Origin of the sequence: Pantoea phytobeneficialis (assembly GCF_009728735.1) — a bacterium.
GTDB classification, from domain to species: Bacteria; Pseudomonadota; Gammaproteobacteria; order Enterobacterales; family Enterobacteriaceae; genus Pantoea; species Pantoea phytobeneficialis.
The window spans coordinates 215,601-240,564 of sequence record NZ_CP024636.1 but is presented as its reverse complement, the minus strand read 5'-3'; the positions used below and the strand labels follow the sequence as shown (position 1 = coordinate 240,564).

Below are 24,964 nucleotides of genomic sequence, written 5' to 3'. Positions count from 1 at the left end.
CAGACCAGCTAGGGATCGTCGCCTAGGTGAGCCNTTACCCCACCTACTAGCTAATCCCATCTGGGTTCATCCGATGGTGTGAGGCCCGAAGGTCCCCCACTTTGGTCTTGCGACGTTATGCGGTATTAGCTACCGTTTCCAGTAGTTATCCCCCTCCATCGGGCAGATCCCCAGACATTACTCACCCGTCCGCCACTCGTCACCCAAGGAGCAAGCTCCTCTGTGCTACCGTTCGACTTGCATGTGTTAGGCCTGCCGCCAGCGTTCAATCTGAGCCATGATCAAACTCTTCAATTTAAGTTTGATGCTCAAAGAATTAAACTTCGTAATGAATTACGTGTTCACTCTTGAGACTTGATATTTTTTAAGTCCGTAGACTTTTGATATCAATCCTGCGAGTGCCCACACAGATTGNCTGATAAATTGTTAAAGAGCAGTGCGAGCAGCGGGTTAACCGCCTGTCGCGAGGTGGCGTATATTACGCTTTCCTCCTTCAGAGTCAATCTCTTTTTCGAGATTTTTCTCTGGCGGGATGAATCACTTCGTCCCTCGCTGACCGTCTGCGTTGCCGCTTTGCCGTGTCAGTGGAGGCGCATTATAGGGAGATAATTCTGACTGACAAGCGTTTATTGCAAAAAAATGATCGTTCGGACTAAATTTCACCAAAGCGGTCTATTTCACAACGATTTGCCTGGTAACTGCACAAAATCCTGGGCAAAAAGCGCGACCTTTTGCCAATCGGTGTACTCCACCTCTTTAGAAGTATCTGTTTCCCCGCCCGTCATACGCATAATCAACTGAATCATGACGCGGTCAAACCAACGATAGCGCGGATAACGCAGCGCACCGGCAAATACCGCACAGCAGTCTGGCTGCCAGGGTGACTGGGCCAGAAACTTACGGGTGTAAGCATTAGTCTCCGGTGTGCATTTATCTGCTTTACGTGCTGTCAGATTCACACTGAAGAAACCACTAACACGCTGCTGCAACTCTCCCAAATGCTGAGTGACAAACTTCATTAATGCCGGATGGAAATGACCATAGCGAATCGAGGCACCAATCAGCACCCGATCATATTGCGCCCAATCAAGCGTCGCTGTCTGTGATATCTCAATCACATCACACAACTGTTGCGGTGCCAGGTTTTGCGCAATACGTCCGGCAATTTTCTGTGTTTGCCCGTCACGGCTGGAATAAACAATCAACGCTTTCATTACACTATCCCGTTTTATCACTCGCGCCAGAAGGTCGGGGTGAAGAGCACCAGCAAAGTAAACACCTCAAGGCGGCCAAACAGCATGGTCGAAATCAATATCCACTTCGCCACATCATTCATCGAAGCAAAGTTATCGGCGACCACCCCCAGCCCAGGTCCGAGGTTATTGAGGGTCGCGGCAACAGCGGCAAAAGCGGAGAAGTCATCGACACCGGTGGCGATGATTGCCAGCATACTCACCAGGAACACCAGCGCATAAGCGGAGAAGAATCCCCAAACCGCTTCCAGAATGCGTTCCGGCAATGCACGGTTCCCCAACTTAATAGTGTAAACCGCGTTAGGGTGGACAAGGCGCTTCAGCTCACGCGAACCCTGTTTGCACAGCAACAGAATACGGATCACCTTCAGGCCGCCACCGGTCGAACCCGCACAGCCACCGATAAAAGCGGAACACAGCAACAGCACCGGCAGAAACAGCGGCCAACGCGCGATGCTGTCCGTAGTGAATCCGGCGGTGGTGGCCATCGATACCACCTGGAAAAAGGCCTGGTTCAGCGTTTGTAAGCCACTGGAATAGACATCATGGAACCACAGCACCACGGTACAGATCACCACCAGCGTCAACTGCACGCCAATGAACATCCGAAACTCCGGATCGCGCCAGTACACTTTCAGGCTGCGGCCACTCAATAAAGAGAAGTGCAAGCCATAGTTACAGCCAGAGATCAGCAGGAATACCGCCACGATGGTATTGATTGTTGGGCTGTTGAAATAGCCAATGCTGGCATCATGTGTCGAGAAGCCACCGATGGCGATGGTGGAAAAACTATGGCCGATAGCATCAAACACCGGCATCCCCGCCAGCCACAGCGCCACGGCACAGGCGATGGTCAGCAGAACATAGATCAACCACAGGGTTTTTGCCGTCTCTGCGATACGCGGTCGCATTTTGTTATCTTTCAGCGGTCCGGGCATTTCCGCGCGATACAACTGCATCCCACCCACACCGAGAATCGGTAGGATCGCCACCGCCAGCACAATGATCCCCATCCCCCCCAACCATTGCAGCATCTGCCGATAGAACAGAATCGCTTTGGGCAACGAATCCAGCCCCACCAGCGTCGTCGCCCCGGTAGTGGTTAAACCGGAAAAGGATTCAAAGAACGCATCGGTCACCGACAGGTGCGGCTGCTCGGCAAACATAAACGGCATGGCCCCCACGCTGCCCAGCACGGTCCAGAATAACACCACGATCAGAAAACCTTCGCGCGGCTTCAGCTCGGTCTTTTGTTTGCGGTTCGGCCACCACAGCAGTGAACCAATGACAATGGCCATCATAAAGGTCTGACTGAACGCCCGTCCGGCACCGTCACGATAAATTAAGGCCACCAGACCTGGCAGGATCATGGTTACTGAGAACAAAATCACCAGCAGGCCCACAATGCGGGTAATGGCGCGAAAATGCATTCAGCCTTTTCCTTTCAAAGAGATATGCTTGAATTTTCCAGTGGGATGAGCGTCAGCACGCCCCGACTGTAATCAGAGAGGTTTTGCCGAAAGCCATCGATCTGGCTATGCGGTAATGCCAGGCGCAGCGTGATGCGATCAAGATAATGGCTCTCTTCGACCTCGCCGTCAAAACGCTGCAGCAGGCGCTCGATATCGCTGAGCTGTGCATAGTCACATTGCAGAGTAAAAGATTGCATCGGTACCTTACGGCAACGCGCCAGCTGTTTTAATCCTTGCTGCACACCGCCGCCATAGGCTTTCACCAGCCCACCGGTGCCGAGCATAATGCCACCGTAATAGCGCACCACCACCGCAGTGATTTCCCCCACACCGCTCCCCATTAGCTGAGCAAGCATCGGTTTGCCTGCGGTACCTGATGGCTCGCCATCATCAGAAAAACCCAGTTGCTGCGAATCATCCGGCGCGCCCGCCACCCATGCCCAACAATGATGTCGCGCGGTGGGGTGTTCAGCTTTAATCTGCTGAACAAAAGCACGCGCCGCTTCCACGCCGTCGGTGTGCGCCAGCAGCGTGATAAAGCGGCTTTTTTTGATGGTTTCCTCGCTAAGGCTGACCGCCTCAGCGGGAATGTCATAAGCGTCCATCAGGCCAGATGCAGATCGCGCGTCATGTTTTCAATCCGGTTGGCATGAATCACCACGTTATCCTCAATGCGGATGCCGCCATACGGTTTCAGCGCATCGATCGCCTGCCAGTCAAAGTGATCTTTGTACTTACCGGTACGCAGTGCAGCCAGCAGTGAATCGATAATATAAAAGCCCGGCTCAATGGTCAGCACCATGCCTGGCTCCAGCACGCGGGTGCAGCGCAGATACGGATACTGTGCCGGAGCGGCCAGGTGCGTACCTTTATCATCCTGCATAAAACCGGCCACGTCATGCACCTGAAGCCCCAACGGATGACCAAGACCATGCGGCATAAATGGACCGGTTAAATCTTCCGCCACCAGCGTTTCTTCGCTCAGTCCCTTCACCAGTTCAAACTTCAACAGCATACGCGCAATGCGTTGGTGCATCTGTAGATGATAATCGGTATATCGCACGCCCGCTTTAAGGGTGGCAATCAGCGCCAGCTCCTCTTTGTTCATGGTTTCAACCATCTCGGCGTAGCGTGATTTCGCCTGGGCGGCGTAACTGCGCGTCAAATCGGCGGCATAACCAAGGTACTCAGCACCGGCGTCAATCAAAAAGCTGTGGCGCTTCGCGGGCGGCTGATGATCCAGTTTGGTGTAATGGAGCACGGCGGCATGTTCATTCAGCGCGATGATGTTACCGTAAGGCACATCGATATCACGGTGGCCGGTCGCACTCAGGTAAGCGATATTGATATCGAACTCACTCATGCCAGAGAAGAAGGCTTCTTTGGCCGCACGATGTCCCGCCACTGCCAGCTTCTGCGCTTCACGCATACAGGCCAGTTCATAGTCGGTTTTGATGCTGCGATGGTAATGCAGGAAATCGATCACCCCTTTGGGGTTGATGCTATCCGCCTTGATGCCCAACTGGGTGGCACGGTTTGGCACTGGCCCGATATAAGCCACATTGTCGCGCTGGGTCGGAAGCAGTTGTGCAATTTCGTCAGCATTTTTCAGGCCGATAACGTCAACATCTCCGGTCCAGAAGCTATTCGGCAGCGGCTCCACGTTGTGCCAGTAATCCACCGGTGAATAGAACCACAGTTTCGGTTTATTCACGCCGTCAATCCATAACCAGCAGTTAGGCACCTGCGTCACCGGCACCCAGGCTTTGAACTGCGGATTCACCTTAAATGGATAGTCGTGATCGTCGAGGAACACCGTCAGCAACTCGCCAGAGTGAATCAACATAGCATCGAGTTTAAAACGCGCCAGCACCTGCTGCGCACGCTGTTGTAGCGTATTGATATGCGCGTGATACAGGGTTTTCAGTGAATCCATGAACTTGTCTCCAATATCGCGAAAATGGCCGCAGTGTAGCATAGCCGCGTCCGTGATGCCGTGCCCCTGCGCGCTGTGATCGCTGTATCAAATAATCAAACTCTTGTTTGCAAAAAATTAACATCGAACTCACACTCACGATCATCTGGTATGACCAGATCAACTTTCGCGGTTTCAGGAGACGGACATGCTCTACCAAGGCGATACCCTTTCTGTTCGCTGGCTCGACGATGGCATCGCCGAGCTGGTTTTCAACGCGCCCGGTTCGGTGAACAAACTCGATACCAAAACCGTAGCCTCGCTGGGTGAGGCGCTGGGTGTACTGGAGCAGCAGCCCACATTGCGCGGCCTGTTGCTCACGTCGGCCAAACCGGCGTTTATCGTCGGTGCCGACATCACCGAATTTCTTTCCCTGTTTGATGCGCCAGTTGAAAAACTGAGCCAGTGGCTGGCGTTTGCCAATAGCATCTTTAATCGTCTGGAAGATCTCCCGGTCCCTACCGTCTCCGCTATCGATGGCTATGCCCTGGGTGGTGGTTGCGAGTGCGTACTGGCAACCGACTTCCGCATCGGAACCCCACAACTGCGCATTGGCCTGCCGGAAACCAAACTGGGCATCATGCCGGGCTTTGGTGGTAGCGTGCGTTTGCCGCGTCTGCTGGGTGCCGACAGTGCACTGGAGATTATCGCCGCAGGCAAAGATGTCGATGGCAGCAGCGCCCTGAAACTGGGCCTGATCGATGCGGTAGTCAGCAGCGACAAACTGCGCAGCGCCGCATTAACCGTGTTGCGGGACGCTATGGTGCAGGGCAGTTGGCAGGCGCGTCGCGCACCGAAACTGGCGCCACTGAAACTCAGCCCAATTGAAGCGGCGATGAGTTTTACCATCGCCAAAAGCATGGTGCTGCAAACGGCGGGTAAACATTACCCGGCACCGATCACCGCAGTTAAAACCATTGAAGCGGCTGCCACACTCGGACGCGATGATGCCTTGAAACTGGAAACCGCTGCATTTGTGCCGCTGGCGCAAAGTGATGTGGCACGCTCGTTGGTCGGCATCTTCCTCAATGATCAATATGTCAAAGCCGAGGCGAAAAAACGCGGCAATGCCACCACAACGCCAGCGCAGGCGGCGGTACTGGGTGCCGGGATCATGGGCGGCGGCATTGCATATCAGTCAGCGTGGAAAGGCGTACCGGTGCAGATGAAAGACATCAATCCGCAGGCGCTGGCGCTCGGCATGAAAGAAGCGAGCAAGCTGCTGAACAAACAGCTGGAGCGCGGCAAGATTGATGGCGCGAAGCTGGCCAGCGTGCTGACCACCATCCAGCCAACGCTGGACTACGCCGGATTTGCACGCGCGGATGTGGTGGTAGAAGCGGTGGTGGAAAACCCGCAAATCAAAGCTAAAGTGCTGGCCGAAACCGAGCAGCATCTGCGCGATGATGCCATTCTGGCTTCCAACACCTCGACCATTCCTATCAGCCTGCTGGCGCAATCGCTGCAACGACCAGAAAATTTCTGCGGCATGCACTTCTTTAACCCGGTGCCACGTATGCCGCTGGTTGAAGTGATCCGTGGCGAAAAAACATCTGAAGAGACAATTGGTAAGGTGGTCGCCTGGGCCAGCAAGATGGGTAAGACGCCCATTGTGGTCAATGACTGCCCCGGCTTCTTTGTTAACCGTGTGCTGTTCCCCTACTTCGCCGCCTTCAGCCTGTTGCTGCGTGATGGTGCCGATTTCCGTCAGATCGACAAAGTGATGGAGAAACAGTTTGGCTGGCCGATGGGTCCAGCATGGCTGTTGGATGTGGTAGGGATCGATACCGCTCATCACGCCCAGCAGGTAATGGCGCAGGGTTTCCCCTCACGGATGCAAAAAGATTATCGCGACGCCATTGACGTTCTGTACGAAGCCGGTCGCTATGGGCAGAAAAATGGTCTGGGTTTCTGGCGTTGGACCGAGGACAAAAAGGGCAAAGCGCAGAAACAGGCCGATGCGGAAGTAGATACGTTACTGCAACACGTCTGCCAGCCGAAGCGTGTCTTCAGCGATGAAGAGATTGCTAACCGCATGATGCTGCCAATGCTGAACGAGGTTGTGCGCTGCCTGGAAGAGAAGATTATCGCTTCCCCGGCCGAAGCGGATATGGCGTTGGTATATGGCCTCGGTTTCCCGCCGTTCCGTGGCGGTGCCTGCCGTTATATGGATACGCTGGGCAACAGCACGGTGGTTGATCAGGCCAAACGCTACACCGCGCTCGGTCCCCTGTATGCGCTGCCGGAGTTGCTGGTGCAGAAAGCTCACCAGCATCAAAGCTGGTATCCCGCAGCCCTCCCCATTGATGAAGCCGCGCTGCAAAGTGCCTGAGGATAATAAAATGGAAAATGTGGTTATTATCGATGCCGCCCGCACGCCAATGGGACGTTCCAAAGGTGGCGCATTTCGTCAGGTCCGTGCGGAAGATCTCTCTGCTCACCTGATGCGTGAACTGCTGAGTCGTAACCCGGCGATTGATCCCGCTTCCCTGGACGACATTATTTGGGGCTGCGTACAGCAAACGCTGGAGCAAGGCTTCAACATTGCCCGTAACGCTGCGTTGCTGGCAGAAATCCCGCATCGCGTCCCCGCCAGCACCGTTAACCGCTTGTGCGGTTCATCGATGCAGGCACTGCACGATGCCGCCCGCGCCATTATGGTCGGTGACGCACAAAGCTGCCTGATTGGCGGTGTGGAACATATGGGTCACGTCCCCATGAATCATGGCGTGGATTTCCATCCCGGCCTGAGCCGCACCGTCGCCAAAGCTGCCGGCATGATGGGCCTGACTGCCGAAATGCTGGCACGTATGCACCATATCAGCCGTGAACAACAGGATGCCTTTGCGTTACGTTCACACCAGCGTGCCTGGCAAGCTACCCAGCGTGGCGATTTTAAGCGTGAAATTATCCCCACCTACGGTCACGACGGCGACGGGGTGCTGAAACGCTATGATGCTGATGAGGTCATCCGCGAAGACGCCAGCCTGGAAGGATTGGCGGCGCTGAAACCGGCGTTTGACCCGGTCAACGGAACCGTGACCGCCGGTAGCTCCTCCGCCCTTTCCGATGGCGCGGCCGCGATGCTGATCATGAGCGAAAGCCGTGCGCGCGAGCTTGGCCTGACGCCGCGTGCGCGTATTCGCAGCATGGCGGTAGTGGGCTGCGATCCATCGATTATGGGATACGGTCCGGTCCCGGCCAGTAAGCTGGCGCTAAAGCGTGCCGGTTTAACCGTACAAGATATTGATCTGTTTGAATTGAACGAAGCCTTCGCCGCCCAGACGTTACCATGCCTGAAAGATTTGAGCCTGCTGGAGCTGATGGATGAGAAGGTCAATCTGAATGGTGGCGCGATTGCGCTTGGCCACCCGTTGGGATGTTCCGGGGCACGAATCAGCACCACGTTGTTGAATCTGATGGAACGTCGGGATGCGCAGTTTGGCCTGGCCACCATGTGTATCGGTTTAGGCCAGGGCATCGCCACGGTATTCGAACGCCTTTAATACGTTGACCACCTGCATGATTTCCCGCCCTTTCGGGCGGGCTTTTTTGCCTTATGCAACCCACACATACCCACGTAGCTGCGCGATTTATCGCGCGGATTTTTCTGCCAGCTCGCACAAAATTGCGCGATAAATCGCGCCGCTACGATGGCTTAGCCGCTATCAGATAAAGGCAAAGGCATCGCCGTACATCTGCGCTTCCAGCGCACCGCGTTCCGCGCAGAAGCGCTCGCGGGCAATCTTCGCCATTTCAAACCGGCCTGCAATATAGATATCGTGCCCACTTAGCGTGGCGTAGTCCTGCATCACTGCCGTCAGCACCGTCCCGGTACGTCCCTGCCAACCTGCTCCCGGCTGCTCCACCACTGGAATCACCTTCAGATGTGGGTGTTTCACCGCCAGCGCATTCAGTTCGTCAAGATCGTACAAATGCGTGAGTTCGCGGCCGCCCCAGTAAATGGCGATATCACGATCGGGCTGCTGCGCCAGCGCGGTCAGCAGAATGGAGCGGGCGTAGGAGAAACCGGTACCGCCGGCAATCAGGATGATGGGACGATCGCTCTCTTCGCGCAGCCAGGCATCGCCGTGCGGCATATCCACGGTAATTTCACGCTGGTTCTGGATACGCTCCATCACCGCCATCGCATAGAGATTCAACTCAGAGGCACCGATATGCAGCTCAATGATGTCTTTTTCCATCGGCGTAGAGGCGAGGGAAAAGGGACGCTTATCGCGCTCATCCATCACCACCATCAGGTACTGTCCGGCACGAAAGCTAAAATCCGCTTCCGGGATCAAACGGACGCGGTAGACGGTATCCGTAATTGCTTCAACCGAAGTCACTTTGCAGCTTAACGTTGTCATGCGTTCCCTCTGTCGGGTCGTTTGTTTTTATGGTTTGCTCGCCGCCATCAGCGCTGTGGCGGCTCGGCAAAAATGCCTAACTCATCCCAAATGGCGTCGATACGCGCCGTGACCGCCGGATCTTTCACAATCGGTGTGCCCCACTCACGCGTGGTTTCGCCCGGCCATTTATTGGTGGCATCGAGGCCCATCTTCGAACCCAGCCCGGAAACCGGTGACGCAAAATCGAGATAATCGATCGGCGTATTTTCCACCAGCACCGTGTCACGCGCCGGATCCATACGGGTGGTAATGGCCCAGATCACATCGTTCCAGTCACGCGCATTGACGTCATCGTCACACACAATAACAAATTTGGTGTACATGAACTGCCGCAGGAACGACCAGACGCCAAACATCACGCGCTTGGCATGACCAGCGTACTGTTTTTTCATGGTCACCACGGCCAGCCGATACGAACACCCTTCCGGCGGCAGATAAAAATCCACAATCTCCGGGAACTGCTTAATCAGAATCGGCACCAGCACTTCGTTCAGCGCCACCCCCAACACTGCCGGTTCATCCGGTGGACGGCCGGTATAGGTTGAGTGATAAATCGGGTTACGACGTTGCGTTATGTGCGTCACGGTAAACACCGGGAAGCTATCTACTTCATTGTAGTAGCCGGTGTGGTCGCCGTACGGACCTTCAGGGGCCATGTCGCCGGGTTCGATGTAGCCTTCCAGCACAATTTCAGCGCTGGCGGGTACTTCCAGGTCGTTGGAGAGGCACTTCACCACTTCGGTTTTATTGCCGCGCAGCAGGCCCGCGAAGGCGTATTCGGACAACGTATCCGGCACCGGCGTCACTGCGCCGAGGATGGTGGCGGGATCCGCCCCCAGAGCCACCGCAACCGGGAAACGTTCGCCGGGATGGGCTTTGCACCACTCCTGAAAATCGAGTGCGCCACCGCGATGTGATAACCAGCGCATGATCAGACGGTTTTTGCCAATCACCTGCTGACGATAGATGCCGAGATTCTGCCGCTCTTTATGCGGTCCACGCGTGACGGTTAAACCCCAGGTAATTAACGGCGCGGCGTCGTCCGGCCAGCATTTCATTACCGGGATGCGCGATAAATCGACCTCGTCACCGCTAAACACTTCTTCCTGGCACGGCGCATTACGCAACCGCTTGGTTGGCATGTTCAGCACCTGCTTAAACTGCGGCATCTTGTCGAACAGATCGCGAAAACCTTTCGGCGGCTCAGGCTCTTTAAGAAACGCCAGCAGTTTACCCACTTCGCGCAGTGCGCTGACATCTTCCTGGCCCATGCCCATTGCCACGCGCTTGGGCGTACCAAACAGGTTGCACAGCACCGGCATGTCATAACCTTTCGGGTTTTCAAACAGCAGCGCCGGGCCACCGGCACGCAGAGTGCGGTCGGCAATTTCGGTCATCTCCAGTTCGGGATCGATCGCCTGAGAGATGCGTTTTAACTCGCCCCGCTGCTCCAGCAGCGCAAGGAAATCACGTAAATCCTGATATTTCATGTAGGGTTAACTTCCAGCCCAGAGGAATCGGCCATTATAGGGCCGATTCTGCGGGCATGTTGAGGTTTCTGCGTCAGGCGGGCTGACAGGAAAAAGGCACCAACGATTGCAGCGCCAGCACGTCATGGAAGGCGGCGATCGGCTCGCCGTGGCGGAACACCTTAAAATCTTCCCCACGCGCGCTGTAATAACGCAGACAATTTTCGCTAACGTGCAAGAAGCTGCCTTCACGTAAGGCAATCACCGACTCATGCGGGTTGACCGCACAAAACTCCGCCAGCCGTTCATCACGGGTTTCGCCCATATGGCCGCTGACGTGCGCATCGAGATAATGTGGGTTGATTTGCACCGGAAACAGTCCCAGCGCAGGCAAGACCACGCTGCTACGCACCGGCATATCATTGGTGGTACGGATCGACGGGGTTGCCACATTGCATCCGGCACTCCAGCCAACATAAGGCACCTGACGTTCACGCACCGCGCGCTGAATCGCCACAATTAACCCATGCTCATGCAGCATTTGATTGAGCAGCCAGGTGTTACCGCCGCTGACCAGAATCAACTCTGCCTGTTCAATGGCAGCCAGCGGTGAGTCGAACTCATGCACGGTACGCACCTGGATACCGAGAGAGTCACTGAGATCCTGCGCGCGCTGGGCATGATCACCACGAATAATCGCGTAAGGCACCAGTACGGCGGAGGTAATACCGCGTTGCGCAATCATCGCATGCAGCTGCGGGTGGGCGTAGCTCAACAACGGCGCATCATCGGCCAGCTTGCCATTACTTAACAGGAACAGTTCCATCAGACGGTCCTTTTCATTCATAAGATGGAGAAGGAGTCTGATACAGATTATCGCCAGACGTCAATTTTCTTGCGATAAACGTCATTAAAGGGTTAAGACTCAGAAAAATCGTAGTGAAATTTGTTTCGCGGCTGCGTTTCCCCCGGCTGATGCGCTATAACTCTGACAGCAGGTTTGCTATTCTTAGCGTCCATTCTTTGGGAGCAGTTATGGAATCCTGGTACTTACTCTATTGCAAACGTGGACAACTGTTGCGCGCGAAAGAACATCTTGAGCGGCAGGCAGTGAATTGTCTCAGCCCAATGATTGCGCTGGAGAAAATCGTTCGTGGTAAACGTACCACCGTGAGTGAGCCACTGTTTCCCAACTATCTGTTTATCGAGTTCGATCCGGAAGCGATTCACACCACCACCATCAGCAGCACGCGTGGCGTCAGCCACTTTGTTCGCTTCGGCACGATGCCAGCTACGGTACCCTATGAGGTGATCGAAGCGCTGCAAAGTGATGCGCCTCAGATCCTGATCGATCCAGAGACGCCACAAGTCGGTGATGAAGTGATCATCACCGAAGGCACCTTTGAAGGTCTGCGTGCCATTTTTGCCGAGCCGGATGGTGAAACCCGCTCAATCCTGCTGCTTAACCTGCTGAATAAACAGGTAATGCGCAGTGTGGATAACAAACAGTTCCGTAAAGCCTAAGCCAGCCTGAACAACTGACGCGCATTAGCGACTACCTGCGCGCCCAACGTCTCTGCCGCCTCATTACGCCATAACGCCACCTGCTGCACGATGTGCGGCAGAAAACAGGGTTCGTTGCGGCGCGAGGTCGGACGCGGATGCATATCCCGCGGCAGCAAATACGGCGCGTCGGTTTCCAGCAGCAGACGTTCTGCCGGGATCAACGGCAGCAGCTCCCGCAGCTCCATGCCACGCCGTTCGTCGCACACCCAACCGGTAATGCCAATCGACAGTCCCATCGCCAGACAGGATTCCAGCTCCTCACGGGTACCGGTAAAGCAGTGAGCCACCGCCCCGACCAGTTTCGGCAGCCAGGGTTGGAGGATCGCAGCGAAACGCGCGTGCGCTTCACGGCAATGCAGGAAAACCGGTAATTGCAGCTCGGCGGCCAACTGAAGTTGTGCATCGAAGGCGTATTCCTGCTGATCATGCGCCGAAAAGTTGCGGTTAAAATCCAGCCCGCATTCGCCAATCGCCACCACCTGCTCACTCTCCGCCAGACGACGCAGGGTATTGGCGGTTTCCGCTGACCATGCGCTGGCATGGTGCGGATGAACACCCGCAGTTGACCAGCAGTAGCCTGGATGCAGTGCCGCCAGCCGCTGCGCCTGTTGGCTTTCCAGTGCGTTGGTGCCGGTAATTAACAGGCCGGTGACGCCTGCTTCGCGCGCACGCGCTACGACCTGTTCGCGATCTTTCGCAAATTGCGTGCTGGTCAGGTTTACACCGATATCAAACATGTTTCTTCCCAAATAAAAAAACCGCCCAACGGGTGGGCGGTTTAGATTTATCGTCATCCCGCTCGCACACGGGATCTGCTGCAAGAAAGCATCAGGATTCGGTGTGATTTTCCTCGTCCACCGATTCTGACTCCGCCTTGCGTCCTTTCCCCACATAGTAACGGGAGAAGAATACGCCGACTTCAAACAGGCAGTACATCGGAATAGCGAGCAAAGTTTGTGAGAAAACATCCGGTGGTGTGAGCAACATCCCAACAACGAATGCGCCAACCAGAATATATGGACGTTTCTTTTTCAGGTCTTCCGGCGTGGTGATTCCAGTCCAGCACAGCAGCACAATCACGACCGGCACCTCAAACGCGACCCCAAACGCCAGGAACAGGGTCATGACGAAGTCGAGATAGTGGGTGATATCCGTGGCGATTTGCACACCCTGCGGCGCAGTTTTGGCAAAGAAGCCAAACGCCAGTGGGAACACGACGAAGTAAGCAAATGCCACGCCGACGTAAAACAAAAAGGTGCTGGAGAACAACAGTGGCATCACCAGCCGGCGCTCATGACGGTAGAGCGCCGGTGCAATAAAGGCCCATACCTGATACAGAATCACCGGCACGGCAAGAAACACCGACACAATGATGGTGAGTTTAATCGGGGCAAAGAAAGGCGACGCAACTTCGGTGGCGATCATGCTGGCACCGGCGGGCATCTGGCTAATTAACGGCTCTGCCACCATATGGTAGATGTCGTTGGCGAAGTAAATCAGCGCCAGGAAGATGACAAATACCGCGATGATGCAGTTTAACAGACGTTTACGCAGCTCAATCAGATGGCTGATGAGCGGTTGGGTATCTTCAACGGCCATGTTTATCGTTCATCACCTGCGGGTCGGTTGGCGCTGTGCTGTGAGATGCACTGGCGGAATCGGACTGCTCCACGGCAGACGGCGCGGTTTGCGGCGTCTGCGCCGGAGCACTGGCCTGATGTTCCGCTGTCGCGGGTGTTACCGGCGATGCAGGAGCAACAGGCGGCGGCGTATGAATGGTATTGGCTTCATCTTCCGCTTTCTCTACATCGATGCTCTGCTGATAAGAACGTTTCATGGAGTCAGCGGTTTTACGCAGCTCTTCCATCGATTCTTTCAGTTCCGGTGACAGCGTGCCACGGCCCGCTTCTTCCACCTTCTTCAGGCTATCTTGCAGCTCCTGCAGTTTCAGTTCCTGCGCCAGTTCATGCTGTACGTTAGCCGCCAGCGAGCGAATCGCCCGAATCCAGCCCACTACGGTTTTTACCGCAACCGGTAATCGTTGCGGGCCGAGAACAATCAGCCCGATAACGAACACCAATACCAGTTCACTAAAACCAATGTCGAACACGGTTATACCTGCTTGTCGTTCCTGGCGTCGTCTTTACTTGCCGAGGTTTGCTGTTTATCTGCCAGGGTTTTGGCGTTGAAGTCAGCGTCCTGCTCCTTCGGTTGATCCTTTTTTTCGTCTTCATCACTCATAGCTTTTTTGAAACCACGAATGGAAGAACCTAAATCCGAACCCAGATTGCGTAGCTTATTGGTACCGAACAGAAGTACAACAATGACGGCAATGATTAACAATTGCCAAATACTGATACCGCCCATGAGATATGCCTCTAATATTCTGTGAAAAACTGTCGTATGTAACACACAGAAAGCCCATATGATTTCGGGCCTTAGCCTGCGACATTACGCGTTTTAGATCTGGCTGACAATCAGTTTGTCTTGCGCCAGCCTATCAGCCAGGTCACGATGCCTGCGGCCATTAATATCGCCGGGAAGAAATCCCAGTCAGGCCGACTCAGCAGCACTGCGGTGCCACTTAATAACAGTGTAGCCCCTACCCCGAACAGATAACGCGCCTGATGATGTCGGCTGCGTTGCGCGTTCATATCCGTGACCAGTTTATCGACGCTGTGCTGCAACAATTTATGCTGACGCATGCTGTCGTAGAACAGCTCCGGCAGCTCCGGCAGTTTCTCGGCCCAGAATGGGGCTTTATCTTTCACGGCACGCAGGATCGCCGGAATACCGATTTGATCTTTAATCCAGTCTTCCAGGAAGGGCTTCGCGGTTTTCCACAAATCGAGCTGCGGATAGAGTTGGCGACCAATGCCTTCAATATACAGCAGCGTTTTTTGTAACAGCACCAGTTGCGGCTGCACTTCCATGTTGAAGCGACGCGCAGTGTTGAACAGATTAAGCAGCACATGGCCAAAGGAGATCTCCGCCAGCGGCTTCTCGAAAATGGGTTCACATACGGTACGAATCGCGAACTCAAAATCTTCCACATTGGTATCTGGCGGTACCCAGCCAGAATCAACGTGCAGTTCCGCCACTTTGCGGTAATCGCGGTTGAAGAAGGCGATAAAGTTCTCCGCCAGGTAGCGCTTGTCTTCTTTGTTCAGTGAGCCAACGATACCGCAGTCGATACCGATATATTGCGGGTCTTCCGGGTGGTCATAGCTGACGAAGATGTTGCCGGGATGCATATCGGCATGGAAGAAACTGTCGCGGAACACCTGGGTAAAGAACACCTGCACGCCACGCTCGGCCAGCAGTTTCATATTGACGCCATGTTGCTCCAGCGTCGCGACATCAGAAATCGGGATGCCGTAAATGCGCTCCATCACCAACATCGATTCACTGCAATAGTCGGAGAAAATCTCCGGGACATACAGCATGTGGCTCTGATCAAAGTTACGGCGCAGCTGGATGGCATTTGCTGCCTCACGCAACAAATTGAGTTCATCAATCAGGGTTTTTTCATAGTCGCGCACCACTTCTAGCGGGCGCAGACGGCGTCCATCCGGCAACAAACGCGGTACCCAGCGCGCCAGACGGTAGATCAGCTTCATATCCGCTTTGATCACCGGCAAGATATCGGGACGGATAACCTTGATCACCACTTCGCGGCCATTCTCTTTTAGCGTCGCGGTATGAACCTGAGCAATTGACGCTGACGCCAGCGGGGTGATTTCAAAATCGTCGAACCAGGTTTCAACCGGGCCGCCAATTGCTTTCTCGATCTGCGCTTTGGCTTTTACACCATCGAACGGTGCGACGCGGTCCTGCAAAATCGCCAGTTCATCTGCAATCGCCGGAGGAAACAGGTCACGACGCGTTGACAGCATCTGACCAAATTTGATCCACACCGGACCCAACTGCTCCATCGCCAGACGGATACGCACGCCCATTGATTCGCTTTTGTGTTTGTTGGGGAGCCAGAAAATGCAGCGCCGCCATAAACGCAGCGGCAGCGTGATGCGCATGTGTGGGATCAGTTCATCAAGGCCATAGGTGAGAAAGACCTTAACAATAAAATATAAGCGCCGAATTTCTCCCAGCGTCATTTCGCCTCCAGCTGTGCTAAACGCGCCTCAAGCGCATCAAGCGAACGGTCCATCGCTTCCACTTCCTCGCAAAACCAGGCCAGTTCCAGCGCACCCGGAGCCAGTCGCCACTCTTCCGTCAGCGTCTGACCAAGATAATCCTGGCGACGCGTAACCTCGTGTTTAACAAAGGTCAGCGCCCGCTGTGCAGCCTGGCTAATACCTTGTGCGGCGATATCGCCAATCCACGGCGCGAGATATTCCGCCGGATCCAGCTCCGCTAAATCCATTAACGCCGAGAATTGCTGCACCACCTGCAAGTCGCCTTCCACTTCCAGTTCGCCGCTGCGAATCAGGCTGGTGAGTTGCTGGCGGTCACGTAATTTCGGCAAGGTGCTGAAACGTAAACTGACAGTGCAATCGCTGCTGTCCTGCCAGTCACTCAGCACATCCAGCTGGTTTTCGCTGAACACCAGCACCAGCGGGAAGGAGAGTTCCTGCAAGCGCAGCATCAGCACCTTACCCGCCAGACGCTGACGCGCGGCTTTCAGGCTGCGATCGCGGTATAAAACACGATTCAGGGCGGTCTCAAGACCGCCAGTAATCAAAGGAGTGAAAGTCATCGCCATGATTTGTCAGAACTTAAAGCCGCGATGCAGCGCGACAATGCCGCCAGTCATGTTGAAGTAAGTGGTATTTTCGAAACCGACGTCATTCATCATCGCCTTCAGGGTTTCCTGATCGGGATGCATACGGATGGATTCCGCCAGATAGCGATAGCTTTCTGCATCCTTCGCCACCAGTTGACCAATGCGCGGCAGAATATGGAACGAGTAAGCATCGTAGGCTTTGCTGAGCGGTTCCAGCAACGGTTTGGAGAACTCCAGCACCAGCAGACGGCCACCCGGTTTCAGCACGCGGAACATCGATGCCAGCGCTTTCTCTTTCTCGGTTACGTTACGCAGACCGAAAGAGATGGTGATGCAATCGAAATAGTTATCCGGGAATGGCAACGCTTCGGCATTCGCCTGCACATAGCTGACGTTGCCGGAAATGCCAAGATTACGCAGTTTCTCGCGGCCCATCTTCAGCATTGAGCTGTTGATATCCGCCAGCACCACCTGGCCCGTTTCGCCCACCAGACGGGAAAATTTTGCCGTCAGATCGCCCGTACCACCGGCGAGGTCCAACACGCGCTGCCCACGGCGAACGCCGCTGCTGTCGATGGTGAAACGCTTCCAGACACGATGGATGCCAAACGACATCAGATCGTTCATCAGGTCATATTTTGCCGCTACGGAGTGAAACACGTCGGCGACTTTATCTGCCTTTTCGCTTTTGGCGACGGTCTGAAAGCCAAAGTGGGTAGTTTCCTGCTGTGATTCATCTGCCATGGGTTTTACCTGTTCCACAAACAATACTTCGCGAAGTGTATCAGAGTTGCGCTGGCCGGGCACGCGACCGGCGCGTTATTCGTTGATACGGCGCAGGGAAGCGGCGGAAGAATCTGTTGTTTTTTCATCAGGCTGCTCATCATCGGCCCAATCATTATCAGACTCCTCCGGCTGTGCCTGGGCCACCAGCTGCGGATTAATCGGACGCTTGATCTCCACACCCAGCGAACGAAAGGCTTCACTTTGCGCAATCAGATTGCCACGCCCCTCCGCCAGCTTTTTCATCGCCAGATGATAACTTTGTTGCGCTTTATCCAGGTTGTGACCGATGCCGCTCATGTCATCGACAAACAGCCGCATTTTGTCGTACAAGCGCGCGGCGCGGTCAGCAATACGCTGGGCGTTGCGACTTTGATGCTCATAACGCCACAGGTTGTTGATGGTGCGCAGCGCCACCAGCAACGTCGTGGGACTGACCAGCATGATGTTCTGCTGCAACGCTTCGCTGATCAGCTCCGGCTGACGATCGATCGCCAGCAGAAAGGCCGGTTCAACCGGGATAAACATCAACACATAATCCAGAGAGCGTAAACCGGGCAATTGTTGATAATCTTTTCGCCCCAACAGGCGAATATGACCGCGCACCGCGTTGATGTGCTCCTGAATCGCCTGCTCGCGCGTGGCTTCATCCTCGGCATTGAAGTAGCGCTCATAGGCGATGAGCGTCATTTTGGCGTCAATCACCACATCTTTGCCCTGCGGCAGACGTACGATCACATCCGGTTGCATCCTGCCCTGCGATTCCAGCTGCACGCTGACCTGGGTTTCATACTCATGGCCTTCGCGCAGGCCGGAAGCCTCCAGCACTCGGCCAAGCACCACTTCGCCCCAGTTCCCCTGGATTTTATTGTCGCCTTTCAGGGCTTTGGTAAGGTTGATGGCTTCCTGCGCCATCTGCGCATTCAGTTGTTGCAGCTGACGGATCTCATGCGCCAGCGTGTGACGTTCGCGCGCTTCCTGGCCGAAGCTGTCTGTCACCTGACGACGAAATCCGTCCAGTTGCTCGCGCAGCGGACCAATCAGGCTGTTCAGGCTTTGGCGGTTTTGTTCATCAACACGACGACCGCTGTTTTCGAAGATGCGATTGGCAAGATTTTCGAATTGGGCGCTCAGGCGCTGTTCGCTGTTGGTCAGCAGACGCTGTTTCTCCTCAGCGGCAAAGCGTGTCTCTTCAAGGCGGATGGTGACTTCACGCAATTCGGCTTCCTGCGCGCTGTTCACCTCCAGCTGATTGCGCAGTTCACGGCTGAGCTGTTCGCTTTCGCCGCGCCAGTAATCGAGTTGTTGCAGGCGCTCCTGTGCACCGCTCAACGCACCGTGCAGCTGGCGTAGTTCCTGCTCGCGCAATTGCACCTGCTGCTGTGCCAGCTCCAGTTGCTGCTGCTGACGCAGTTGCGCCTCTTCAGATAAGCGGCGTTCCGTTAAGAAGCTGGCCTGTTGATGACCGGCTCGCATCTGCGCCACAATCCAGCCGATGCCAAAACCGGCCAACGCCAATGCGCCACTAATGATGATAAGTTGCTGATCCATAATTCCCCCGCGGATCGTCTCGCTGAGGGAAAAGGTAGAGGCGTACTGTATGAATGTCCAGACAATTCTGCCGGATAGCGGCTTATAACGTCTGCACCGTTAACTCACCTGCTTTCCACGCCTCTATCAGGAAAAATGGCATCGGTAGTTCCCATTCGCCGTTGCGCACTCTGGCCGGATAGCTCCAGCTTTGCCCGGCCCAGGTGAGTGTAACCTGCTGCCACTCGGCATCCGCCACGCTGGCTTTCCCCGCCATGCTGGAAAACCCGGCATTGCTGCCGACATGAAACTTGTCCGTCTGCCAGCGGATTGGAGGATGTGCGGGCCACGCCTGAGCATGATGAAAACGGAAAATATCGTCGTGATTAAGGATGCTGTTACGTACTGTCGGCCACAGCGCCCGTTTCAGAAAGAACTGGTCGGTAAAACGTTCGCTGCCCTGATACTCAGCGATGAAATCCCGCATCTGTTGTTCCACCTGGCTGAATACGCCATGACAACCTCCCCACATCCCCGCCAGCAGCAACTCGGTGTGGGTAAAATAGTCGCGCATATGATGGAACCAGTAAGGCGAATGCAGCCAGGCATCGACTGCGGCCACTTCACGTTCAGAAAGGAGTGAGTCGGCATCACGTACGATGAAGCGTTTGACGTTGGGGTCGTCGATCACCAGGAAACGCCACAACGTCGGGAACAACGTTTTTTCCTCAGACATGTCGACCAGTTGCACATCAGGCTGCTGCAAACGTTGCCAGACATGCTGCGGTACGCTGTCATCCAGATAAACGCGACAGGTCCAGGCCGGGTAGAGTTCGCGTGCTACCTCAACGTTTTTAATCAGGGTTTCGCAATATCGCGGCTGATTGCCATACAGGCTAAAGGCGATGATATTTTCCTGGGGCTTGCTGGCATCAAAAGCCGGTGGTGCATCAGCCGGGATCGGGTGCTTCTGCCCGGTACTGAACTTCGCATCAGATTGCTGCAACGATTCCAGCCCGTAACGCGCCACCTCATCCGCTTTATTGAGCCAGCCGCACACTTCAGTCAGGCCATCCAGCCAGGTTTCAGACGCCTGTGCCCGCTGGTCGGCGGAGGCTTGATAGATTTTCAGGTAGGTTTTGTAGGACTTGTTGTAATCACCGGTGCGCATCAAAGTCAACGCGTAGTCACTTAACACCTGCATGTTATGTGGCATCACACGCAGCACGTCTTCACAGCAGCGGCGGGCGGCGGGATAATCCGCCGCCGCCATCGCCTGACGGAAGCGCGCGGCCGCACCTTCGACACGGGATTGCATCGCTACCGGGTTGGTCATAAAGGCCGGGCGTTGAACAGCAACAGTTTTGCGCATAAACGACTCTCAGTAATCCGCTGAACTTGCGCGCATCCTTAACGGGCAGCGAACCATAGCCCGCTGCCGGGCGCGCTACATTAACCGGCGCGCAGCTTCAACGACAATTTTCACCGCATCGCTTTCGGTTTGTTTCATGGTCGCCGCATCCGGGATCTCCTTCTGCGTACGGTTCACGATGACACCCGCCACCATACCGGCTCGCAGCCCCTGGCTGGCGCACATGGTTAACAGTGTAGCGGATTCCATCTCATAGTTGAGGACACCCATCTGCTGCCACTCTTTCATGGAACCCTGGAAGCGGCTGACCACGCGCCCGGAAAAAGTGTCGTAACGTTCCTGGCCGGGATAGAAGGTATCTGACGACGCGGTGATGCCGATATGGGTTTTTGCGCCACAGGCTTCCGCCGCCGCCACCAGCGCCGTGGTGCAGGTGAAATCGGCTACTGCCGGGAACTCCATCGGTGCGAAATGCAGGCTGGCACCGTCCAGGCGTACTGATGCGGTGGTGACCAACACGTCACCGACATTGATGCCCGGCTGAATCGCGCCGGTGGTGCCCACGCGCAGGAAGGTGCGCACGCCGAGTTGCGCCAGTTCTTCGACGGCAATTGAGGTGGACGGTCCGCCGATGCCGGTGGAGCACACCACCACCGGTTTCCCCTCCAGTTCAGCCAGATAAGTGGTGAATTCACGGTGCGACGCCAGATGTTGCGGGTTGTCCATCAACGCCGCAATTTTCTTCACGCGCTCCGGGTCACCGGGAACGATGGCCAGTGTGGCTCCTTTCAGGCTGGCTTTGGTGATGCCAAGGTGGAAAACGTCAGACTGGGCCATAACAGACTCCTGGTAGATATAGGGATATGCGCGCCACTTTACGTCAGCAGACGCGATAAATATGTGAGTAATTTCACTATAAATAATGAAAGTTACATTAACAGAAAATATTTTCGTGATTTAAGTCACACATCAGCGGTCTGCCATTCTGAATTGCTACATCCGGTGCTGTGTAAGTTCAGTCGGCGGTGTTAATAGAGAAGAAGAATTCATGCGTATCCCCTCTGAAACCTACACCCGCCCGGCCTCTACGGCCAGGCTATAGTTACGTGATTGCGCACTTGCCAGCATGGAGAGAACAATGAAAACCGAAGACAATATGGCACAAAAATCTGCAACGGGTGGCTTTGCTCCCGCCGTCCAACCGACCGCCAGCAGCACCATCCTTACCCACAGCGAGGCAATCCATGCCGGAGAAACCTCGGTTCCGAGCCAGGGGGAAAATCTGCCCGCGTTTTATGCCCGCCCGAAAGAGTATCAAGGGACATTGCCGGTGGTGTTGGTAGTCCAGGAAATTTTTGGCGTGCATGAGCATATCCGGGATATCTGCCGCCGTCTGGCGCTGGAGGGTTATCTGGCGGTGGCACCGGAACTCTATTTCCGCGAGGGCGATCCGAGCGAATACACCGATATCCCAACCCTGTTCAAAGAGTTGGTAAGCAAAGTGCCGGACTCACAGGTGTTATCCGACCTCGACCATGTCGCCAATTGGGCCGCCCGCAACGGCGGCGATATTCGGCGTATGGGGATTACCGGTTTCTGCTGGGGCGGCCGCATAAGCTGGCTGTTTGCTGCGCACAATCCGCAGGTGCGTGCGGCGGTCGCCTGGTATGGTCGCCTGGTGGGTGATAAGACGCTCAAGCAGCAGAAGCACCCGATTGATATAGCGGTTGATCTGAATGCCCCGGTGCTGGGCCTGTACGGTGGTCAGGATGAGGGGATTCCGCTGGAGAGCGTTGAGCAGATGCGCCAGGCGCTGCACGCCGCCAATGCCAAAGCGGAGATTGTGGTTTATCCCGAAGCGGGTCATGCCTTCAACGCTGATTACCGTCCGAGCTATCATGCGGAATCCGCAAAAGATGGCTGGACGCGCATGCTGGCGTGGTTCCAACAGTATGGCGTCACGCCTGACGCGTAATAAAAAAGGGGCGCTTGCGCGCCCCAAAGTGTCAACACAGCATTCAGGCTGTTTCACCGCGCAGGTGCTTCGCCGCGATAACCATATTCGCCAGTGCCTGACGGGTTTCTGTCCAACCTCGGGTTTTCAGACCGCAGTCCGGATTCACCCACAGACGTTGCTCCGGGATACTCAGCGCGGCTTTACGCAGCAAATCCTCCATCCATTCAACACTCGGTACGTTCGGTGAGTGGATGTCATACACACCTGGGCCGATTTCATTTGGGTATTCAAACTCTTTAAACGCATCCAGCAGGTCCATGTCGGAACGTGAGGTTTCGATGGTGATCACGTCGGCATCCAGGGCGGCAATCGAGTCCATGATGTCGTTGAACTCGCAATAACACATATGGGTGTGGATCTGGGTGTCATCCTGCGCCACGGCGGCGTTGAGACGGAACGCATCCACCGCCCAGGTGAGGTACGCCGCCCAGTCAGATTGATGCAGCGGCAGGCCTTCACGCAGCGCCGGTTCGTCAATCTGGATAATGCCGATACCGGCTTTTTCCAGATCGGCCACTTCGTCGCGCAGTGCCAGCGCAATCTGTTTAGCGATGGTTTCACGGCTGACGTCTTCGCGCGGGAACGACCAGCACAAGATGGTGACCGGACCGGTAAGCATACCTTTGACCGGTTTGTCGGTCAGCGACTGCGCATATTTCGCCCACTCCACGGTGATGGCTGCCGGGCGGCTGACATCACCGATGATCACTGGCGGTTTGACGCAGCGTGAACCGTAGCTCTGTACCCAACCGTTCTGGGTAAAGATGAAGCCATCGAGATTTTCCCCGAAGTATTCGACCATGTCGTTACGCTCCGCTTCGCCGTGCACCAGCACGTCCAGACCGAGGCGTTCCTGCTCGACAATCGCCTGTTTGATGTGTTCAGCGATGCCGGTACGGTAGTGGCCGCCATCAATGTTGCCTTTTTTGAAGTCGAGGCGCAGGCCGCGAATTTCTGTGGTCTGGGGAAATGAACCAATGGTGGTGGTTGGCCATGCGGGCAGATTGAAGCGGTTACGTTGCGCTTTGGCGCGTTCACGGTAAGCGCTGTGACGCTCAGTATCTGCGGCCTGAATATTGGCCAAACGCTGCGCCACGGCGGCATTGTGCACCCGGCTGGAGTGGGCACGGGCTCGGATTGGCGCACTCCAGGCTTCCAGTGACTGGGCATCATTGTTATTCAATGCCTTGCTCAACAATGCCAGCTCTGCGCATTTTTGCAGGGCGAAGGCGAACCAGCTTTTGACTTCATCATCCAGGCGGGTTTCCACGCTCAGGTCGATCGGGCTGTGCAGCAGGGAGCAAGAGGAGCCAATCCACAGTTGCGGGCGTTGCCCCACCAGCGGTTGCAGGCGCTCAAACCAGCGGCTGAGATCAGCACGCCAGACGTTGCGACCGTTGATCACCCCGACCGACAGCAGCCATTCGGCAGGCAGTTGTTGGTGGAGCTGTTGAATATCGTCTTTGCCGTGTACCAGGTCAACGTGCAGGCCCTGCACCGGCAGCGCTTTGATCACTTCCAGGTTTTGGCCGATGCTGTCGAAGTAGGTGGTCAGCAGCAGTTTGGTTGCACCCTGTAGCGCGTCATAAGCGGGTTGAAACGCCGCGCGCCACGCCGCTGGCAGTTCCAGCGACAGTGCCGGTTCATCAATCTGCACCCATTCGATACCGCGTTTTTTCAGTTCAGCCAGCACCTGTTGGTAGACCGGCAGGATCGCTGGCAGCAATGACAGGCGGTCAAACTGTTCACCCTTCACTTTACCCAACCACAGGTAAGTCACCGGACCGAGCAGCACAGGTTTGACGTTGTGGCCGAGCGCCAGCGCTTCGTCCACTTCGTCCAGCAATTGGGTCCAGGTCAGTTTGAACTGCTGCCCACGGGTGAATTCCGGCACCATGTAGTGATAGTTGGTGTTAAACCATTTGGTCATCTCCGCGGCAGCCGCCGGTTCACCGGTCGGTGCACGGCCACGGCCCAGGCGGAACAGGGTGTCGAGATCGACTGAACCCTCTTTATTCTGATGACGTGCCGGTACGTTGCCCAGCAGCAGGCTGGTGGTCAGTACGTGATCGTACCAGGCGAAGTCGCCCACGGGCAGCAGGTCCACACCCGCATCTTTCTGTTGTTGCCAGTGGCGCGCACGCAGTTCACGGCCCACAGCCAGCAGCTCTTCCTGTGAACTGTTACCTGCCCAGTAGCTTTCCTGAGCTTTTTTCAATTCACGACGCAAACCGACGCGAGGGAAACCGAGTGTGTGGTTCAGAATGGTCATTTGTTGTTCTCCAGGTATTCTTAACTGTGCAGCACGCGCTTCAAATCAGGGCCAACATAGACTGGTCACAACGCTTGCTGGAGATGTTTAGCCGTCCAG

The 24,964-nt window shown here is 55.4% G+C and carries 22 protein-coding genes and 1 other annotated feature; of the genes, 4 read left to right on the top strand and 18 right to left on the bottom strand.

Translation table 11 applies throughout. From position 1 onward, the window contains the following. Positions 1-239: a sequence feature (16S ribosomal RNA rRNA prediction is too short), on the bottom strand. A gap of 438 nt (positions 240-677) precedes the next feature. Genes hemG through pepQ form a run of 4 tightly spaced genes read right to left on the bottom strand, consistent with a single transcriptional unit; the run spans position 678 to position 4,661 of the window. Continuing rightward, a complete protein-coding gene (gene hemG / locus CTZ24_RS01055) occupies positions 678-1,214 on the bottom strand; it encodes a menaquinone-dependent protoporphyrinogen IX dehydrogenase (RefSeq protein ID WP_208724563.1) in 537 nt (178 codons plus the stop codon). A 17-nt stretch (positions 1,215-1,231) separates the two neighbouring features. Then, positions 1,232-2,683 (bottom strand): Trk system potassium transporter TrkH, encoded by a 1,452-nt coding sequence (trkH, locus tag CTZ24_RS01050; protein ID WP_021183831.1) that lies wholly within the window; start codon positions 2,681-2,683, stop codon positions 1,232-1,234. 14 nt (positions 2,684-2,697) lie between these two features. Continuing rightward, on the bottom strand, positions 2,698-3,330 hold the full coding sequence (locus CTZ24_RS01045) for an IMPACT family protein (RefSeq protein ID WP_208724562.1): 633 nt from the start codon (positions 3,328-3,330) through the stop codon (positions 2,698-2,700). After that, on the bottom strand, positions 3,330-4,661 hold the full coding sequence (gene pepQ / locus CTZ24_RS01040) for a Xaa-Pro dipeptidase (protein WP_208724561.1): 1,332 nt from the start codon (positions 4,659-4,661) through the stop codon (positions 3,330-3,332). Before pepQ ends, CTZ24_RS01045 begins: the two co-directional genes overlap by 1 nt. Before the next feature lie 187 nt (positions 4,662-4,848). On the opposite strand from pepQ, the gene fadB reads away from it, so the two are divergent. Both fadB and fadA read left to right on the top strand, forming a co-directional pair. Then, positions 4,849-7,032, top strand: a complete 2,184-nt coding sequence (fadB, locus tag CTZ24_RS01035; RefSeq protein ID WP_208724560.1) for a fatty acid oxidation complex subunit alpha FadB — start codon at positions 4,849-4,851, stop codon at positions 7,030-7,032. Positions 7,033-7,042: 10 nt separating this feature from the next. Then, the gene (gene fadA / locus CTZ24_RS01030) at positions 7,043-8,206 is read left to right on the top strand and encodes an acetyl-CoA C-acyltransferase FadA (protein WP_208724559.1); all 1,164 of its coding nucleotides are present in this window, start codon (positions 7,043-7,045) and stop codon (positions 8,204-8,206) included. Positions 8,207-8,368: 162 nt separating this feature from the next. Here the strand turns inward: fadA and fre are convergent, their stop codons facing one another. From fre to pepE, 3 genes are all read right to left on the bottom strand, one after another. After that, on the bottom strand, positions 8,369-9,070 hold the full coding sequence (gene fre, locus CTZ24_RS01025) for an NAD(P)H-flavin reductase (protein WP_208724558.1): 702 nt from the start codon (positions 9,068-9,070) through the stop codon (positions 8,369-8,371). 47 nt (positions 9,071-9,117) lie between these two features. After that, positions 9,118-10,602: a 4-hydroxy-3-polyprenylbenzoate decarboxylase gene (gene ubiD, locus CTZ24_RS01020; RefSeq protein ID WP_021183825.1), complete on the bottom strand. Its 1,485-nt coding sequence runs from the start codon at positions 10,600-10,602 to the stop codon at positions 9,118-9,120. Positions 10,603-10,675: 73 nt separating this feature from the next. Beyond that, positions 10,676-11,407 carry a dipeptidase PepE gene (pepE, locus tag CTZ24_RS01015; protein ID WP_208724557.1) on the bottom strand — a complete coding sequence of 244 codons (732 nt, stop codon included), beginning with the start codon at positions 11,405-11,407 and terminating at the stop codon, positions 10,676-10,678. 209 nt (positions 11,408-11,616) lie between these two features. Between pepE and rfaH the strand changes: the two genes are divergently transcribed. Beyond that, positions 11,617-12,105, top strand: coding sequence for a transcription/translation regulatory transformer protein RfaH (rfaH, locus tag CTZ24_RS01010; RefSeq protein ID WP_021183823.1), 489 nt, complete (start codon positions 11,617-11,619; stop codon positions 12,103-12,105). On the opposite strand, the gene tatD is transcribed toward rfaH, so the two are convergent. The 10 genes from tatD to udp form a co-directional block, all read right to left on the bottom strand. Beyond that, complete coding sequence (gene tatD / locus CTZ24_RS01005) at positions 12,102-12,884, bottom strand: 3'-5' ssDNA/RNA exonuclease TatD (protein WP_208724556.1); 783 nt, start codon at positions 12,882-12,884, stop codon at positions 12,102-12,104. The genes rfaH and tatD overlap by 4 nt on opposite strands. A 91-nt stretch (positions 12,885-12,975) precedes the next feature. Continuing rightward, the gene (tatC, locus tag CTZ24_RS01000; protein ID WP_021183821.1) at positions 12,976-13,746 is read right to left on the bottom strand and encodes a Sec-independent protein translocase subunit TatC; all 771 of its coding nucleotides are present in this window, start codon (positions 13,744-13,746) and stop codon (positions 12,976-12,978) included. Beyond that, positions 13,736-14,257 (bottom strand): Sec-independent protein translocase protein TatB, encoded by a 522-nt coding sequence (gene tatB, locus CTZ24_RS00995; protein ID WP_208724555.1) that lies wholly within the window; start codon positions 14,255-14,257, stop codon positions 13,736-13,738. Before tatB ends, tatC begins: the two co-directional genes overlap by 11 nt. A 2-nt stretch (positions 14,258-14,259) precedes the next feature. Next, a complete protein-coding gene (gene tatA / locus CTZ24_RS00990) occupies positions 14,260-14,514 on the bottom strand; it encodes a Sec-independent protein translocase subunit TatA (protein WP_013507380.1) in 255 nt (84 codons plus the stop codon). A 110-nt stretch (positions 14,515-14,624) separates the two neighbouring features. Further along, complete coding sequence (gene ubiB / locus CTZ24_RS00985; protein WP_208724554.1) at positions 14,625-16,262, bottom strand: ubiquinone biosynthesis regulatory protein kinase UbiB; 1,638 nt, start codon at positions 16,260-16,262, stop codon at positions 14,625-14,627. After that, on the bottom strand, positions 16,259-16,864 hold the full coding sequence (gene ubiJ / locus CTZ24_RS00980) for a ubiquinone biosynthesis protein UbiJ (protein WP_036625866.1): 606 nt from the start codon (positions 16,862-16,864) through the stop codon (positions 16,259-16,261). Before ubiJ ends, ubiB begins: the two co-directional genes overlap by 4 nt. Before the next feature lie 12 nt (positions 16,865-16,876). Beyond that, positions 16,877-17,635: a bifunctional demethylmenaquinone methyltransferase/2-methoxy-6-polyprenyl-1,4-benzoquinol methylase UbiE gene (gene ubiE / locus CTZ24_RS00975; RefSeq protein WP_021183817.1), complete on the bottom strand. Its 759-nt coding sequence runs from the start codon at positions 17,633-17,635 to the stop codon at positions 16,877-16,879. Positions 17,636-17,710: 75 nt separating this feature from the next. Continuing rightward, positions 17,711-19,225, bottom strand: a complete 1,515-nt coding sequence (gene rmuC, locus CTZ24_RS00970) for a DNA recombination protein RmuC (RefSeq protein WP_208724553.1) — start codon at positions 19,223-19,225, stop codon at positions 17,711-17,713. Between the two features lie 82 nt (positions 19,226-19,307). Then, entirely contained in the window at positions 19,308-20,576 is a 1,269-nt protein-coding gene (locus CTZ24_RS00965) for a tetratricopeptide repeat protein (RefSeq protein ID WP_208724552.1), read from the bottom strand. Between the two features lie 75 nt (positions 20,577-20,651). Beyond that, positions 20,652-21,413, bottom strand: coding sequence for a uridine phosphorylase (gene udp / locus CTZ24_RS00960; protein WP_208724551.1), 762 nt, complete (start codon positions 21,411-21,413; stop codon positions 20,652-20,654). Positions 21,414-21,714: 301 nt separating this feature from the next. Here udp and CTZ24_RS00955 point away from each other — a divergent pair, with 301 nt between their 5' ends. Then, a complete protein-coding gene (locus tag CTZ24_RS00955; protein ID WP_208724550.1) occupies positions 21,715-22,551 on the top strand; it encodes a dienelactone hydrolase family protein in 837 nt (278 codons plus the stop codon). A 43-nt stretch (positions 22,552-22,594) separates the two neighbouring features. Here CTZ24_RS00955 and metE read toward each other — a convergent pair whose 3' ends face one another. Then, positions 22,595-24,865, bottom strand: a complete 2,271-nt coding sequence (metE, locus tag CTZ24_RS00950) for a 5-methyltetrahydropteroyltriglutamate--homocysteine S-methyltransferase (RefSeq protein WP_208724549.1) — start codon at positions 24,863-24,865, stop codon at positions 22,595-22,597. Positions 24,866-24,964: the final 99 nt, after the last annotated feature.

What these genes read in the sequence shown, in the direction of transcription:
- hemG (WP_208724563.1), bottom strand. Translation starts at nt 1,214, where the DNA reads ATGAAAGCGTTGATTGTTTATTCCAGCCGTGACGGGCAAACACAGAAA.
- trkH (WP_021183831.1), bottom strand. Translation starts at nt 2,683, where the DNA reads ATGCATTTTCGCGCCATTACCCGCATTGTGGGCCTGCTGGTGATTTTG.
- CTZ24_RS01045 (WP_208724562.1), bottom strand. Translation starts at nt 3,330, where the DNA reads ATGGACGCTTATGACATTCCCGCTGAGGCGGTCAGCCTTAGCGAGGAA.
- pepQ (WP_208724561.1), bottom strand. Translation starts at nt 4,661, where the DNA reads ATGGATTCACTGAAAACCCTGTATCACGCGCATATCAATACGCTACAA.
- fadB (WP_208724560.1), top strand. Translation starts at nt 4,849, where the DNA reads ATGCTCTACCAAGGCGATACCCTTTCTGTTCGCTGGCTCGACGATGGC.
- fadA (WP_208724559.1), top strand. Translation starts at nt 7,043, where the DNA reads ATGGAAAATGTGGTTATTATCGATGCCGCCCGCACGCCAATGGGACGT.
- fre (WP_208724558.1), bottom strand. Translation starts at nt 9,070, where the DNA reads ATGACAACGTTAAGCTGCAAAGTGACTTCGGTTGAAGCAATTACGGAT.
- ubiD (WP_021183825.1), bottom strand. Translation starts at nt 10,602, where the DNA reads ATGAAATATCAGGATTTACGTGATTTCCTTGCGCTGCTGGAGCAGCGG.
- pepE (WP_208724557.1), bottom strand. Translation starts at nt 11,407, where the DNA reads ATGGAACTGTTCCTGTTAAGTAATGGCAAGCTGGCCGATGATGCGCCG.
- rfaH (WP_021183823.1), top strand. Translation starts at nt 11,617, where the DNA reads ATGGAATCCTGGTACTTACTCTATTGCAAACGTGGACAACTGTTGCGC.
- tatD (WP_208724556.1), bottom strand. Translation starts at nt 12,884, where the DNA reads ATGTTTGATATCGGTGTAAACCTGACCAGCACGCAATTTGCGAAAGAT.
- tatC (WP_021183821.1), bottom strand. Translation starts at nt 13,746, where the DNA reads ATGGCCGTTGAAGATACCCAACCGCTCATCAGCCATCTGATTGAGCTG.
- tatA (WP_013507380.1), bottom strand. Translation starts at nt 14,514, where the DNA reads ATGGGCGGTATCAGTATTTGGCAATTGTTAATCATTGCCGTCATTGTT.
- ubiB (WP_208724554.1), bottom strand. Translation starts at nt 16,262, where the DNA reads ATGACGCTGGGAGAAATTCGGCGCTTATATTTTATTGTTAAGGTCTTT.
- ubiJ (WP_036625866.1), bottom strand. Translation starts at nt 16,864, where the DNA reads ATGACTTTCACTCCTTTGATTACTGGCGGTCTTGAGACCGCCCTGAAT.
- ubiE (WP_021183817.1), bottom strand. Translation starts at nt 17,635, where the DNA reads ATGGCAGATGAATCACAGCAGGAAACTACCCACTTTGGCTTTCAGACC.
- rmuC (WP_208724553.1), bottom strand. Translation starts at nt 19,225, where the DNA reads ATGGATCAGCAACTTATCATCATTAGTGGCGCATTGGCGTTGGCCGGT.
- CTZ24_RS00965 (WP_208724552.1), bottom strand. Translation starts at nt 20,576, where the DNA reads ATGCGCAAAACTGTTGCTGTTCAACGCCCGGCCTTTATGACCAACCCG.
- udp (WP_208724551.1), bottom strand. Translation starts at nt 21,413, where the DNA reads ATGGCCCAGTCTGACGTTTTCCACCTTGGCATCACCAAAGCCAGCCTG.
- CTZ24_RS00955 (WP_208724550.1), top strand. Translation starts at nt 21,715, where the DNA reads ATGAAAACCGAAGACAATATGGCACAAAAATCTGCAACGGGTGGCTTT.
- metE (WP_208724549.1), bottom strand. Translation starts at nt 24,865, where the DNA reads ATGACCATTCTGAACCACACACTCGGTTTCCCTCGCGTCGGTTTGCGT.